Genomic DNA, 14,403 nt, shown 5'->3' with positions numbered 1-14,403 from the left:
CGCGGCCTGCGCGCCAGGTTGAAGCGGGAGGTGTATCGTGGCCGTCGCCACATCGACGTCGCAAACGGTGGGCCGGGCCATCCAGTTGATCCGGCTGGTCGCATCGAGCAAATCGCACAACCTGCGCCTGATCGATATCGCCGAAATGGCGGCGCTGGACAAGTCCACGGCGCACCGGCTGCTGCAACGCCTGGTGCAGGAACGGATGCTGGCGCGCGATCCGGGCCGGCGCGGCTACCGGCTGGGACCGCTGCTGCACGAACTGGGCCTGGGCGCCCTGCCGGAAACCAATGTGGAAGAAGCCGCCGAGCCCGCCTTGCGGCAACTGGCCCGCACCACCGGCGACATGGCCTTCCTGAGTAGCCGCAGCGGGCTCGAAATCGTCTGCCTGCGGCGGATAGCCGGCAACTTCGAGATCCAGACGCTGGCCCGCAACGTGGGCGACAGGCACCCCTTGGGCATAGGCGCGGCCGGCCTGGCGATCCTGGCCGCGATGAACGATCACGACGCGGACGTCGCGATCGAGGCGATTGCGCCGCAACTGGGCCGCTACTGCCTGACGGAGGCTGTCCTGCGCGACAGGATCATGCAGACCCGCCATCGCGGCTACGCGCTGGACCAAGGCAGCGCCGCGCTGGACATCGTCGCGCTGGGGCGGGTGGTGCGCAACCGCGGCGGCGTCCCCAGCGCGGCGGTTTTCGTCGCGTCCATCAGCAGCCGCATGACCGAGATGCGCCAGCGCATGGTCGACAGGCACGTCCTGGAATGCGTCGCGTCGATCGAAGCCGCGCTTATCCGTTAGCCATCGCGCCGCGACTCAGCCATCATGTTCGTCCTGCCAGGGGATGAACCGCCCCCGCAGCGCCACCAGCAGCCGGTCCAGCAGCACCCCGGACAGCAGCATCAGAACGATGCAGACGAAGACGGTGGGCGTTTCGAAGAATCGTTGCGCATACATCAACACCGCGCCCAGCCCGCCGCCGCCGGCCACCATCTCCGCCGTGTAGGCGGTGATCAGGGCGACGGGAACGGTGACGCGGACGCCGCTGAAGATCGCCGGCACGGCCGCGGGCAGCACGACGCGCCACAGCATGCGGCGCGGCGTGGTGCCCATGGCGCGCGCCGACCAGAGCATGGGCGCCGGCGTCGAAATCGCGCCTTCGTACGCCGCGATGATCATGGGGAAAACGCAGGTGAACGCCACCAGCAGCACTTTCGAGAGGCTGTCGATGCCGAACCAGAGGATGAAGATGGGCATGAACGCTATCTTGGGCGCGGGAAAGGCCACCGCCACCAAGGGGTCGGCCACCCGGCGCAGCCAGCGCACCCGTGCCATGCCCAGACCCAATGCGACGCCCGCGGCCACCGCCAGCAACAGCCCCAGGAAGGCGCGATAGAGGCTCAGGAGCACGGGCTGGATGACCTCCTGCGAAGACAGCAGGGAGAGGAACTGGCGCAGGACCGCCATGGGTGACGGCAGGAACATGGGACGCGCCGCGCCCCACTCGGTCGCGGCGAACCAGGCCGCGATGACCAGGGCGAACGGATAGAGCCCGACCAGCCAGCGGAAACATTTCGACCGCGCCATCATGCGGCCTCCCGGGCCTGCGCGGATTCGTGCCACCGCAGCAGGCGCGCCGTCAGGCGCACCATCAGCCGGTCCATGGCATACGCCAGGATCACGATGGACGTGATGCCGGCGAACATATAGGCATAGGATCCGTTCTCGCCGTACTGGAACACCAGCTTGCCGATACCCGACCGGGCGGCGATCATCTCGGCCGACAAGGTCAGCACCCAGGAGAATCCCAGGGCAATGCGCACGCCGGTCAGGATATGGGGCGCGCTGGCGGGCAGCAGCACCCGTGTCAGTATCCGATGGAACGGCGTCCCGAAAGCGCGGGCGCTCCACACGAGCGTATGCGGGACCGCCTTCACGCCATGGTAGGTATTGACCACCACCGGCAGCAGGCTGGACAGGAAGACGGTCAGCATATTGGTCACGTCACCCACGCCGAACCACAACACGAACAGCGGCACCAGGGCGGCCTTGGGCAAGGAATAGGTGGCCGCCACCAGCGGCCCGAAGAAACCGTTGGCGCGGCGCGAGGTGGCCATCAGCAATCCCAGCGCGACGCCCGCCGCGGAACCCAGCACCAGGCCGCCCAGCGCGCGGTAGGCGGATATCGCCAGGTCACGCCAGGCCTCGCCTTCGGCCACCAATTGCCAGAACGCCTCCGCCACCTGGTGCGCCGGCGGTAGAAAGGCCGGATCGACCACGCCCGCCATGACGACGGCTTCCCACAGGAGCACCAGGCCCAGCAGAGGCAGGGCCCGGCGCAGATGCAATGCGACGGCGGTCATGCGGGATGCGTCTCCGTATCCGCGACCGCCTGCCGGCGCACCGACAGCCACACCCGATTGCGCAAGGCATTGAAGGCATCGGAAAGCATCAGCGCTTCGCGCCCCTGCGCATGATCGAGGTCGACGTCGAATTCTTCCACGACCGTGCCGGGACGCCGGCTCATCACCACGATGCGGCTGGACAGGTAAACCGCCTCGTTGACGTCATGGGTGATCATGATGACGGTGGTGGAGGTGGCCTTCCAGATTCGCAGCAGCTCGTCCTGCATGCCTTCGCGGGTCTGCGCGTCCAGCGCGCCCAGGGGTTCGTCGAGCAGCAGGATGCGCGGCCCGCAGGCCAGCGTGCGCGCGATGGCCACGCGTTGCTTCATGCCGCCGGACAGCTCCTTGGGATACCGGTTCTCGAATCCGGCGAGCCCGATCAGGCTCACGTAATGCCGGACGATGCGCTCGCGCTCCGATGCCGGCTTGCCGGCCTCTTTCAGGCCGTATTCGATATTGCCCGCCACCGTCAGCCACGGGAACAGCGCGTACTCCTGGAACACCACGCCGCGGTCCACGCCAGGGCCGGTAACCGGCCGGCCGGCGGCATGGATGGCGCCCTGCTCGGCTTGCAGGAACCCCCCGATCAGGTAGAGCAGCGTGCTCTTGCCGCAGCCTGAAGGCCCCACGATCGAGACGAACTCGCCTTCCCGTATGGACAGGTCGACGTCGCGCAGGGCCAGGACGTCGCCGTGGCGCGAGCCGTAGCGCTTGGAGAGGCCGCTGACGGTGATGAAACTCATGACGCGCAGGTTCCGGGCAACAGGCTGGGATCCAGATAGTCGGCGATTTTCAAGGGCTGGGGAATCAGGCCTTGTTCCACCATGGCGTCCACCGGCCGCTGGATCAGTTCCGCATTGACGCAGGCATTGCGGTCGCGGTAATAGTCCTTGCCGGTCATGAAGTACGAATCCAGCACGTCGGGCGACGACTTGGTGAACCCGGCCGTCAGCGCGATGGCCTGCTTGCGGTTGGCGGGGTCGTAGAACCACTGCAGCCCGCGCACGTAGTCGGCCAGGAAGGCGGAAACCGCCGGACGGTTGGACTTGATGAAGGCGCGCGTGGCGACCTGGAAAATGGGGGCATAGGTACCGAAGGCGTCGCCGCCATTGAACAGCGCGCGCAGGCCGCCCTTGGCGGTTTCATTGACCATGAAGGGAATCACCAGCACGCCGCAGTCGATGCGTTTTTCGCGCAAGGCCGCGCCGATGTTGGGAAAGGCGACCTCGACGATTTCCACGTCCTTGCGGGCGTCCAGGCCGCTTTTCTTCAGGCGCACCCGCAGCCCGAGGTCCACCGCGGAGCCATAGGCGTTCACGCCGATGCGCTTGCCGCGCAGGTCTTCCACCTTCCGGATCGGCGAACCCTCGAGCACGAAGAAGGTGTTCGCGGCATAGCCCGGCTTGGCGTCCTGGTAGTTGTCCGCCACGATGGACAGGCCGTCCGGCACCGCGCCTTTCAGCATCAGCGTCGCAAATACGGAAAACGACAGCGTGGCCATGTCGGCCTGGCCCGCCGCCAGCAGGGTGGCGGCCTCGGGCGTGCCGCGCGTGTAGGTCATGTCGACCACGTAGTCCTTGCCGTACTGCCGCAGCACGTTCTTCTGCATCCAGTCCAGGAAGATCACGGTCTCCATTTCGTTGGGACCGATGCCGCCGCCCGTGGCGTAGCGGATCTTCACCGGCGCGCCCTGCGCGCCGACCCAGGCCGGCAAGCCCAATGCCGCGCCCGCGGCGGCCGTCGCCCCGGCGCGCAGCAAAACGCGCCGGGACCGCATGATTCCGCTGCTGTTTCCACTGTTGTTTTCACTCATCGTCGTTTTCCCTTGTATCGTTTTTTTCCTGCCCGCGGCGCTTATGCCGCCGGTGGCGCCAGGACCGCCATCGCTTCTATCTCCACCATGAAATCCGGATGGGACAGCCGCGTGACCTCGACGGTGGTACTGGTGGGCAGGCTGGTGCCCAGGTATTCGTGGCGCGCGTCGACATGGCGGAAGAACTCGTCGATCTTCGTGGTGTAGGTCGCCGTGCGCACCAGATCGTCCAAGGTCGCGCCCACCGACGACAAGGCGCTCTTCAGGTTGGCGCCGACCTGGTGGATCTGCGCCGCCATATCGCCAGCCCCGACGATATCGCCGTCGGCGTTGCGCGCCAGCAGGCCAGAGACGAAAACCAGCTTGTAGCCGCCAATATCCACCGAAACCACCGGCGAATAAAGCGTTCTTCCTCCCACGATGCGCTTGGACAGGCCGTCCGGGAACACATTGGCGCGCATGAAAATCTCCGTATTGGTGCGCCAGGCACTGATCCAGTGCGGCGCGGGTCGCCGCGCGCGGCGGCATGGATGGCGTGAGGAAATTCTAGGGTCGCGTGGCGGCCGCGATAAGCCATCCCGCTGGAATTTGTCTTTTTCCATTCGTTGACGAATCGGTGCGCCGTTCGTAACCTTTGGTGGCGCTGAACGCCGCTCGCCCCATTTCGCCGGTTCGCCGATTCGCCGATTCGCCATCGCGTATAAGCCTGTATGCACAATCCCATCGACATGATCGTGTTCGCCAAGGTCGTCGAATACGAGAGCTTTTCGGCCGCCGCCCAGCACCTGCAGATGTCCGCGTCCGCGGTCAGCAAACATGTCTCGCGCCTGGAGCAGTCGCTGGGCGTACGCCTGCTGAATCGCACCACCCGCCGCCTGAGCCTGACCGAAGTCGGCGAAGCCGTATTCGCCCACTGCGCCCGCATGTCCCGGGAAGCGGAAGCCGGCGAACGCGTGGCCGGCCATTTCGCGGCGGAAGCCCGCGGCCTGCTGCGCATCGGCGCGGCATCGGCGTTCGGCCGCCTGTATGTCGCGCCCGCCATTCCGGAATTCCTGCGCCTGCATCCCCATCTATCCATCGAACTGACGATGAGCGATCGCCTGGCGGATTTCGTCAAGGAACGCTTCGACCTGGCCATCGGCGCGGACGTGATACCCGGCGCGAATCTGGTGGCCCGCAAGCTTGCCGACGTGCGCTGGGTGGTCTGCGCGACCGACGACTATCTGGCGCGCCACGGCGTCCCCCGCACGCCCGCCGACCTGGAGGCGCACAACTGCGTGTTCTACCGGTCATCGGTGACGTCGGGCGAGGTATGGCGCTTTCGCGCCGGCACGGCCGAATTCGCGATTTCCGTCCGCGGCCGCTACCTGGTCAACGACAGCGAGGCCGTCTACCGCGCCACGCTGGCGGGCATGGGGGTGGGCTTGATGCCGACCTTCGCCATCGGCGCCGAGGTCATGGAAGGCAGGCTGCGGGTACTGCTGAGCGATTACGAGGCCCTGGGCACCTTTGGTTCGCACGTGTGGCTGCACTACGTGGCCGGGCCCTTCGTGTCGCCCAAGATCCGCGCATGCGTCGACTACTTCGCCGAACGCTTTCGCCATGATCTGTATTGGGACAAGCTGGCGCTGACGGCGGCGAGCTGATTCACGCCTGGCCGGGCAAGGTCCTTGCCGCGTTCCACCCCATCGCGTTGTAGACGTGGTAGCGCGCGATGCCGATGAATTCGTGCAGCGCGACATCCGCCAGGGTGAAATTGAAGGACAGCGGCAGCCACGATCTGACGGCCTGCAGGTAGTCGGCTCGCACCGGCACCGGCGCGATGCCGAAATGCGCGAAATACATCAGGCCGCGCCGCAGATGCAGGGCCGATGAAACCAGCACCACGCGGCCGGGCCGGTAATCGGCCAGCATGGCGCTGGTGAACTGCGCGTTCTGCCAGGTATTCATGCTTTCGGCTTCGGACAGGATGTCTGAAGCCGGAATGCCGATGTCCACGAGCGCGGCCCGGTAGACCGAGGCTTCCGGCATGCCGTGGTACTGCGCGTCGCCGCCGGTCACGATGATCTTGCAGTCCGCCTGCGTCGCGCGGCAGCCGCGATACAGCATCGCGGCCTCGACCAGGCGCGGGTAGGAGAAGAAGCCGGGTTCGACGCCGGGCGAACCATAGATCCGCGCGGTGCCGGCGCCCAGCAGGACGATGGCGTTGCGCTCCGCCCATTGCACCACGGGCCGCTTTGCATAGGCGGTTTGCAGCTCACCGAGCAGCCAGGCCGGCACGGGCCCGCAGCCGACCGCCAGGAACAGGACGGCCGCGACGCCGTAGCCGGCCTGGCCGGAGCGGCGCCCGCCCAGGCAAAGACACAGTGTGGCGATCGCGACGATCGCGACGAAGACGATAAGCGTCATTTGTATTCAGCGTAATGCAAGGTCGCCGCACGTCGTGGGACAGGGGGGACTGACAGGGAGGACGGACAACGCGCCTGAGAACCGCCCACGCCGGACAAGTTCATTATTGGAATGGAACGCATGCTGACAGAACCATGAATCGCTGGCAATCGCTGCTCGGCATTTTGACAAGGCACGGGCCTGTAGCGAGAATCCTGGCTGCCCGCCGCCCTCACCAGCAACAACGATTTGTGAATCCGCACAGCAATTTTCGCGTCATCGCCGTGGTGGTCGCCACGACGCTATTCATGCAGAACATCGACAGCACCGCCATCGCGACGGCGCTCCCGGCGATGGCGCGCGATATGAACGTCAATCCGGTGCACCTGAGCGCGGCGATCACATCGTATCTGGTGGCGATGACCGTTTTCATCCCGGTCAGCGGCTGGGTGGCGGACCGCTTCGGCGCCAAGCGGATATTCATGTGCGCGATCTTCCTGTTCACCGCGGCATCCTGTTGCTGCGCCCTGTCCAATGGCCTGGGCGGCCTGGTCATCGCCCGCATCGTGCAGGGCGCCAGCGGCGCGATGATGGTGCCGGTGGGCAGGCTGGTGCTGCTGCGCGGCGTGCGCAGGGAAGACCTGCTGTCCGCCACCACCTGGCTTTCCATGCCGGCGATGGTCGGACCGGTGATCGGTCCGCCCCTGGGCGGTTTCCTGACGGATGCGTTTTCCTGGCGCAGCATCTTCTGGATCAACCTGCCGATAGGCATACTCGGCCTGGCCCTGGTCTGGCGCCTGATTCCGCGTTCGGAAACCGAACGTCCGCCCAAGCTGGACGTCATGGGGATGACCTTGATGGGCATCGCCATCAGCGTCTTCATGATAGGCGTGGAAACCGTCGGCCGCGGCATCGTGGCGCCGCAGTTGCCCTGGCTGGCGATCGGCGCCGGCCTGCTGTTCTTCTGCCTGACGGTGTGGCATTGCAAGCGCGCGGCCAATCCGGCGATCGATTTTTCGCTGCTGGCCATTCCCACCTTCCGGGCCGCGACCGCGGCCGGCAGCCTGTTCCGCGCCGGCGCCGGCGCCCTGCCCTTCATGGTGCCGCTGACGCTGCAGCTGGGCTTCGGGCTGTCGGCGTCGCGCAGCGGCATGCTGACGCTGGCCAGCGCCGTGGGCGCATTCTGCATGCGCCCCATGGCGCAGTTTTTCCTGCAGCGCTATCGCGTGCGCACCATCCTGCTGGGGGGCTGCTATGCCTTCACCGCGACCCTGCTGGTTTGCGCGACGCTGACGTCCAGCTGGCCGGAGAGCGCCATCTTCGTGCTGCTGCTGTGCGGCGGCCTGGCGCGTTCGCTGAACTTCGCCTGCATGAATGCCTTGACGTATGCGGATATCCCGCCGGCCAAGCTTTCCGCCGCGACCTCGTTTTCCGGCACGGCCCAGCATCTGCCCCGCGCCGCCGGCGTCGCGGTGGCGGCGGGCGTCATGCAGCTGTCCATGCTGATCGCCGGCCGCGACCATCCGGAACATTGGGATTTCGCCTGGTCTTTCATCGCGATCGGCGCGGTGGTGCTGGCGTCCACCCCGGGCTACGCCGCGCTGGCGCCGGAAGCGGGCGCGGGGATCTCGCGCGGACGCGCACGCAAGGTCGCGTGAAGGACGGCGCGGGGCAGGTCGGCGCCCGCTACCACCTGGCCACTTCGATGATGGCGTCGGCGAACTCGCGCGGCGCTTCCTGCGGCAGGTTGTGGCCGATATCGCCGGGCAGGTCGATGTGCTTGTACTGGCCCGTGAATTTGTTCGCGTAGGCGGCGGGCGGCGGATGCGGCGCGCCGTTGGCCGCGCCTTCCATGGTGATGGTGGGCACCCTGATGGTCGGCAGATCGGCCAGCCGCCTTTCCAGCGCATCGTATTGCGGTTCGCCTTCGGCCAGGCCCAGGCGCCAGCGGTAATTGTGGATCGTGATGGCGGCATGGTCGGGATTCGCCAACGACGCCGCGGACCGTTCGAAGGTCGCGTCGTCGAAGCGCCATTGGGGCGATGCGGTCTTCCAGATCAGCTTGGCGAAATCGTGCCAGTTCTTTTCATAGCCCAGGCGGCCGCGATCCGTGGCGAAATAGAACTGATACCACCACGCCAGCTCCGCGTCCGGCGCCAGCGGCGCCTGGTTCGCCGCCTGCGTGCCGATCAGGTAACCGCTGACGGACACCATGGCCTTGCAACGCTCCGGCCACAACGCGGCGATCACGTTCGCCGTGCGCGCGCCCCAGTCATATCCGCCGATGACCGCGCGGCGGATCTGCAGCGCATTCATCAAGGCGATGATGTCGGCCGCGACCGCGGTCTGCTGCGCGGTGCGCCGCGTCTCTTCGGACAGGAAGCGCGTGGTGCCGTAGCCCCGCAGATGGGGAACGATGACGCGGTAACCCTTGGCCGCCAGCATGGGCGCGACGTCGGCATAGCTGTGGATATCGTAGGGCCAGCCGTGCAGCAGTATCACCACCTGGCCATCGGCGGGACCGACCTCGGCATAGCCGATGTTCAGCGGTCCCGCGTCGATCTGCTTGATCACCGGGAACGGCGCGGCGGCGCGCGCGGTCTTGCCGGTGGCGGCCGGGGCAGGCTCATTCCCGGGCTGGCTGGCGGGCGCCACGGTATCGGCATGGGCCAGCCCGGCCATGGCCAGCTCCACGGCGCCGATCCCGGCGGCGGCTGTCCCGAGGAAACGGCGGCGACGTTGATTGATCTGGTCCGGCATCGGTGGTTCTCCTGTGCGTGGCGTTGGCGGGGTGCGTGGTACGGATTGCACGCATTTCAACGGACCGATGTATCGGGCGTTTCTTCGGATCGGGCCCTGCTGGTATCGCCATGTACCGCCCGCGGGTATCCGTATACAGTGCGATACATTGCGCCTTGGACGGCCGCCAGGATGCGGCGGGACGCCCGCCGGTCCGGCGGACACGTCCCACACGAGCGGGCGCGGGAGGATAAACGCATGCACCCTATGACGGCGTTCCGCCGGCCCCACCCGGGCCTGGCCGGGCGCAAACTGCTGGCGACGGCCGCTCTGGCCACCTTGGCCGCCCTGGGCACCGGCGGCGCATCATGGGCCCAGCCGGTCAGTTGGAAGGAAGCCATGGTGTGCGGCACGGATCCGCGCCGCCCCGATGCGCAGGCCGGCCTGACCCAACGGTACGTGGTCACGCCCAACGGGCCCATCGCCTATTACCGGTTCGGCCAGGGCAGCCCCATCGTGCTGGTCACGGGCTACCGCGCCACCATTGCCAACTGGAATGCCTACTTCCTGGGCGAACTGGCGACGCGGCATGAGGTCATCGTGTTCGACAACCGTGGCATAGGCGGGTCGGGGCCGGCCGCCGGGGACTACGGCATCGAGGACCTGGCACGCGATACGTCGACCTTGATGCAGACGCTCAGGTTGCGGGACGTCACCCTGCTGGGATGGTCGATGGGCGGCATGATTGCCCAGACCCTGCTGGCACACCAGCCGGAGCAGGTGCGCAATGCGGTGCTGATGAATACGGCGCCGCCCGGGCCGGCGGGCGCCCCGGTGCCGGAACAGGCCATGCGCGTCCTGTCCGGCGGCCCCGGCGTCACCTTCTCGCAGGTGATGGCGGTGCTGTTTCCCGCGAATGCCCGCGAACAGGCGGACCGCTGCTTCGCGCGCGACATGTTTCGTCCGGCAGACTATGGATCGGTCGGCATCCCGGCCCAGGTCACCCGGTCACAGGACGCCATCCTGCAGGCCTGGAGCGTGGACAGGCCGGCCTACGCCGCGCTGGCACATATCGGCGTGCCGACGCTGGTGGCCTATGCGAAGGACGATGCCATCCTGGCGCCCCGCAACGGCGACGCCTTGCTGCAGGCGCTGCCCGGCTCCACCGCGCTGGAAGTGGACGACGCCGGCCACGCCATGATGTACCAGTACCCACGCGCGCTGGCGCGCCGCATCAGCGAATTCGCCGATACGGGCCGCTAGTTCGGCTGTATGCCGGCGTCCGCCGCGACCTTCTGCCACAAGGGGATTTCCTCGGCGATGCGGGCGGCGAAGGCCTTGGACGTGCTGCTGACGGGGGTGATGGACATGCCTTCCACCCGCTTGCGGACGTCGGCGTCGTCCATGATGGTTTTCATCGTGGCCTCGAGCTTCCGGACCACGGCGGGCGGCGTCCCGGCCGGGACGAACAGGCCGCTCCACAGCTCCACATTCATGTCGATGCCGAGCTCCTTCATCGTGGGCGTGTCGGGCAGGAAGCCGGTCCGGCTCGGCGACGTCACCGCCAGCGGCCGCACCCGGCCGCCGGAAATGCCCTGCATGGCGGGCCCCGAATCGGCCAGCGTCATCGTGGCGTCGCCCGTGCTGACCGCCATCACGGATTCGTAGCTGCCCTTGTAGGGGATGTACTCGAACTGCGTGTCCGTGCGGCGCTTGAACAGCTCGGTGATCAGTTGGAAGGAAGCCGAACTGGCGCTGTAGTTCGATTTGCCGGGGTGGCCCTTGGCATAGGCGGCCAGGGCGGGCAGGGAGCCGGTGTCCGGGTTGGACTTCTGCGTCAGCAGGACCAGCGGGAATGTGCCCACCAGGGAGACCGGCGTCAGGTCCTTCTGCGGATCGTAGGGCAGTTTCTTGTACAGCGAAGGATTGAAGGAAATCGGGCCGCTGGCGCCCATCAGCAGCGTGTAGCCATCCGGCTTGGCCTTGGCGACGAAGTTCGCGCCGATGATGGACCCGGCCCCCGGCTTGTTCTCCACGATGACCGGCTGCTTCAGCAGGGTGGACATTTTCTCCGCCACGACGCGCGCCAGCAGATCGTTGGCGCCGCCCGTGCTGTAGCCGACCACGATGGTGATCGGCTTGGAGGGATAGGTGTCGTCGGCGTGGGCGCAGGTCGCGGCCAGCAAGCCCGCCGCCAGGGCCAGCGCGCGCAGGCCGCGCTCGGGGATAAGCGTCATGATTCTTGTCTCCAGTGTTTTATAAGGTCTGTTATTTCGTGGGTGGCGGCGCGTTGTCGATCACGTTGTTGTTCGCGCTGCTGTTCGCGCTGTCCTCAAGCTGGATCGCGCGCGCCAGCTCCAGCCCCTTGACCAGGCGATAGACGGTGCGGCATGCCGTCACGTCGACGCCCAGCCGGTCGCCCTCGCGGACGACGAACCCGGTCAGTTCCTCGATTTCCGTCGGGACCCCGCGCGCGATGTCCAGGGCCATGGACCCCGCATGGCGCGTGATCGGACGCTCGCCCGCGCGCGTCTGCTTGACCAGTTGCATGGGATCGAAGGCGAGCCGGCCGCCCAGGGCGGTCACCACATTCGAGCACTCGCGCGCCAGATCGTCGATCAGGTCGCGCACCTGCGGCACGTCATACCGTGCGCGATTCACCCCCAGCAGCAAGGCGCCGACGGGATTCATCACCGCGTTGAAGATGAACTTGGACCAGACCGCATCCATGGGATCGGCGATCGCCTGCGCGGGCATGCCGGCCTCGCTCAAGAGGCGCGCCAGCCAGTCGCAGTCTTCCACCACGCCGCGTACCGGGCCGATCCACGTCGTATTGCCGCGGATCAGGTGTTCGACCCGGCCGGGCCCCAGGTAACGGCCCGCGTCGAGCGTGATGCCGCGCGCCACCGGCGCATCGCCGCCGTCCTGCAGGGTCTCGCTGTTGCCCATGCCGTTCTGCAGCGTGACCAGCAGCGGCGTGCCGGCCAGCACGGCCCGCAGGGCCGACCATGCGGCGCCCGTCTGGCCGGATTTGGTCAGGAAGATCAGCGCATCGAAGGACTCGCCGGCAAGCGCATCGGCCGACAGGACGGCGCGCAAGGGCACGGTGCGCGGTTCGGCGCCTTCCACCCGCAGGCCCTGCGCGCGGATCGCCTGGACATGGTCCGCGTTGACGTCCAGCGCGGTCACGTCCGCCACGGCGGCCAGGTGGGCGGCGAAGATGCCGCCCATGGCGCCGCACCCCACGATCAATATGCGCCGCATGGCTGCCCCCTACAGCGCCGCGATGCGCACGTGCATGACCGCCGCCTGTCCCGCGTCCACGGCGGCCAGGCAGCGCGCGATCGCGGCCTCCAACTGCGCGGGCTCGTCCACGTATTCGCCATGCGCGCCGAAGGCCATCGCCACCTGGTCGAAACGGCGCTCGCCGCGGTTCGCCAGGCGGGCCTGGAAGTTGTCCACGCCGGCGGCCTCGCCTTCGGGATACACCCGCAGCACGGCTTCCTTGACCGCCTGCCAGCCGCCGTTGTCCAGCACCACCGTGAAGATGGGCAGGCCATATTGCTGCGCGACGGCGTAGACGGAGGTCGGCGTGGAGAAATGGAAACCGCCGTCGCCGACGATCTGCACCACGCGGGCCTCCGGCCGCGCCAGTTTCACGCCCAGCGCCATGCCGCCGCTGTAGCCCAGCCCGCCGCCGGAACATCCCAGCAGGCTGAGCGGCCGGCTGCGCGGGATCTGTCCCAGCACGGCGGGCGAATTGCGTATGGCCTCGTTGACGACCACGTCGTCGCTGGCGATGGCCCGGCCCACGGCGGCGCACACATACGGCGCGGAGAGCGCGCGCGCCGCGCCCGGCTGCGACGCGGCACGCGCCAGCATGGCCCTGCGCTGCGCGTTGTCGGCTTCCCAGGCCTCGCGGCGCTGCCGGGCGCGCTGGTCGAAATCGGCCGTGGCCAGGCGCTCCACCGCCGCCAGCACCTGTTCCAGGGCGCGTCCGCAATCGGCCTGCAGGCGCCGATGCGTGGCGAAGCCCCACATGGGAAAGTCCTGCTTGACCGCGTCCACGTCGATGTGAGTCCAGGCGGTGCGCGGGTTCGCTTCCGCGAAGGCGGGCAGCCACGGCACGTCCACGTCCAGCAGCATGCCGACGTCCGCGCCGGCCAGGCCGGCCTTGGGGTCGAAGCCGCCGAAGCAGGCCGCGTCGCGCGGCACGTTCATGTAGGTGGGCATGAATTCATAGACCCGCATGCCGCAGCGGTCGGCCAGCCGGGTCAGGGCCGCCACGGCCTGGGGATTGCGGCCCAGGTAAGCCGTCACGGCGATCGGCATTTGCGCCGCGATCAGGTCGCGCGCGATCGCCTCGGCCTGTTCGGCATCGATGCCGCCGCGCATCACCGCGCCATAGCGTTCGGCGGGATAGGCCGGCATTTTCGTTTCCGGCCAGGACTCGGCCAGGGTCTCGCGCGGCAGCGTCATGTACACCGGCCCCGGTGGATCGCTCTGCATCATCGTATGGGCGCGGCGCAGCGCTTCCTTCGCCACCACGCCGGAAGGCAGGGTGTATTCCCACTTCACGTAAGGGCGCACCAGGCTGCCGATATCGAACGGGTCCTGCACGAAGTGCACGTAGTTGTCGCGCGAGGCCGGCAGCTCGCCGCGCAGCGTATAGGGCGCCTTGCCGGCCATGAGCATGACGGGCAGGCGGCTGCGGAACATGTTGTGCATGCCCATGGCGGCGTTCGCGGTACCGGCGTCCACGTGCACCATGACGGCCTGCCCGCGTCCCGTCATGGCCGCATAACCGGCCGCCATGTGCATGGCGACATTTTCGTGGGGGCACAGCACGGTGGCGGGCGCGCGCCGGCCTTCGCGCTGCCAGCGCGCCAGCTCTTCGATCAGCGTCACATGGTCGGTGCCCAGGTTCGAGAAGATGTACTCGACGCCCGTATCGGCCAGTCCTTCCAGGAAGTAGTGCGCCGTCGTGCGCCGGGTCTGCGCGCCCGAACCGGTTTGCTGCGTGTCCATGTCGTCTCCTGTGTTGTTTCGTCGCGGTG

At 67.6% G+C, this 14,403-nt stretch carries 14 protein-coding genes; 4 read left to right on the top strand and 10 right to left on the bottom strand.

The features are described from left to right. Positions 1 to 37: 37 nt before the first annotated feature. A complete protein-coding gene (locus tag CAL26_RS05325; protein WP_094845835.1) occupies positions 38 to 802 on the top strand; it encodes an IclR family transcriptional regulator in 765 nt (254 codons plus the stop codon). Positions 803 to 817: 15 nt separating this feature from the next. Here the strand turns inward: CAL26_RS05325 and CAL26_RS05320 are convergent, their stop codons facing one another. The 5 genes from CAL26_RS05320 to CAL26_RS28280 form a co-directional block, all read right to left on the bottom strand. Then, complete coding sequence (locus CAL26_RS05320) at positions 818 to 1,591, bottom strand: ABC transporter permease (RefSeq protein WP_094845834.1); 774 nt, start codon at positions 1,589 to 1,591, stop codon at positions 818 to 820. Next, complete coding sequence (locus CAL26_RS05315; protein WP_094845833.1) at positions 1,588 to 2,364, bottom strand: ABC transporter permease; 777 nt, start codon at positions 2,362 to 2,364, stop codon at positions 1,588 to 1,590. The genes CAL26_RS05320 and CAL26_RS05315 overlap by 4 nt, the downstream gene beginning before the upstream one ends. Beyond that, complete coding sequence (locus CAL26_RS05310; RefSeq protein WP_094845832.1) at positions 2,361 to 3,149, bottom strand: ABC transporter ATP-binding protein; 789 nt, start codon at positions 3,147 to 3,149, stop codon at positions 2,361 to 2,363. Before CAL26_RS05310 ends, CAL26_RS05315 begins: the two co-directional genes overlap by 4 nt. Then, a complete protein-coding gene (locus tag CAL26_RS05305) occupies positions 3,146 to 4,183 on the bottom strand; it encodes an ABC transporter substrate-binding protein (RefSeq protein WP_179283259.1) in 1,038 nt (345 codons plus the stop codon). Before CAL26_RS05305 ends, CAL26_RS05310 begins: the two co-directional genes overlap by 4 nt. Before the next feature lie 77 nt (positions 4,184 to 4,260). Beyond that, positions 4,261 to 4,680 carry a RidA family protein gene (locus tag CAL26_RS28280; RefSeq protein ID WP_179283258.1) on the bottom strand — a complete coding sequence of 140 codons (420 nt, stop codon included), beginning with the start codon at positions 4,678 to 4,680 and terminating at the stop codon, positions 4,261 to 4,263. 249 nt (positions 4,681 to 4,929) lie between these two features. Between CAL26_RS28280 and CAL26_RS05295 the strand changes: the two genes are divergently transcribed. Further along, positions 4,930 to 5,865 (top strand): LysR family transcriptional regulator, encoded by a 936-nt coding sequence (locus tag CAL26_RS05295; RefSeq protein ID WP_094845829.1) that lies wholly within the window; start codon positions 4,930 to 4,932, stop codon positions 5,863 to 5,865. A 1-nt stretch (position 5,866) separates the two neighbouring features. On the opposite strand, the gene CAL26_RS05290 is transcribed toward CAL26_RS05295, so the two are convergent. Next, positions 5,867 to 6,628, bottom strand: coding sequence for a YdcF family protein (locus CAL26_RS05290; protein ID WP_094845828.1), 762 nt, complete (start codon positions 6,626 to 6,628; stop codon positions 5,867 to 5,869). 287 nt (positions 6,629 to 6,915) lie between these two features. On the opposite strand from CAL26_RS05290, the gene CAL26_RS05285 reads away from it, so the two are divergent. Continuing rightward, the gene (locus CAL26_RS05285; protein WP_373454451.1) at positions 6,916 to 8,265 is read left to right on the top strand and encodes an MFS transporter; all 1,350 of its coding nucleotides are present in this window, start codon (positions 6,916 to 6,918) and stop codon (positions 8,263 to 8,265) included. Between the two features lie 28 nt (positions 8,266 to 8,293). Here the strand turns inward: CAL26_RS05285 and CAL26_RS05280 are convergent, their stop codons facing one another. Further along, positions 8,294 to 9,367, bottom strand: a complete 1,074-nt coding sequence (locus CAL26_RS05280) for an alpha/beta fold hydrolase (RefSeq protein ID WP_094845826.1) — start codon at positions 9,365 to 9,367, stop codon at positions 8,294 to 8,296. Between the two features lie 237 nt (positions 9,368 to 9,604). Between CAL26_RS05280 and CAL26_RS05275 the strand changes: the two genes are divergently transcribed. Continuing rightward, positions 9,605 to 10,609 carry an alpha/beta fold hydrolase gene (locus CAL26_RS05275; protein ID WP_179283257.1) on the top strand — a complete coding sequence of 335 codons (1,005 nt, stop codon included), beginning with the start codon at positions 9,605 to 9,607 and terminating at the stop codon, positions 10,607 to 10,609. Here CAL26_RS05275 and CAL26_RS05270 read toward each other — a convergent pair. From CAL26_RS05270 to CAL26_RS05260, 3 genes are read right to left on the bottom strand one after another with little or no spacing between them, the layout of a single operon-like run. Beyond that, the gene (locus CAL26_RS05270; RefSeq protein WP_094845825.1) at positions 10,606 to 11,583 is read right to left on the bottom strand and encodes a Bug family tripartite tricarboxylate transporter substrate binding protein; all 978 of its coding nucleotides are present in this window, start codon (positions 11,581 to 11,583) and stop codon (positions 10,606 to 10,608) included. The genes CAL26_RS05275 and CAL26_RS05270 overlap by 4 nt on opposite strands. A 31-nt stretch (positions 11,584 to 11,614) precedes the next feature. Beyond that, positions 11,615 to 12,610, bottom strand: a complete 996-nt coding sequence (locus CAL26_RS05265) for a ketopantoate reductase family protein (RefSeq protein WP_094845824.1) — start codon at positions 12,608 to 12,610, stop codon at positions 11,615 to 11,617. A 9-nt stretch (positions 12,611 to 12,619) separates the two neighbouring features. Continuing rightward, on the bottom strand, positions 12,620 to 14,374 hold the full coding sequence (locus CAL26_RS05260; RefSeq protein ID WP_094845823.1) for a thiamine pyrophosphate-requiring protein: 1,755 nt from the start codon (positions 14,372 to 14,374) through the stop codon (positions 12,620 to 12,622). Positions 14,375 to 14,403 lie beyond the last annotated feature (29 nt).

The sequence above is a fragment of the Bordetella genomosp. 9 genome (genome assembly GCF_002261425.1).
Taxonomy (GTDB): Bacteria; Pseudomonadota; Gammaproteobacteria; order Burkholderiales; family Burkholderiaceae_B; genus Bordetella_C.
This window is presented reverse-complemented; position numbering and strand designations above follow the sequence as displayed.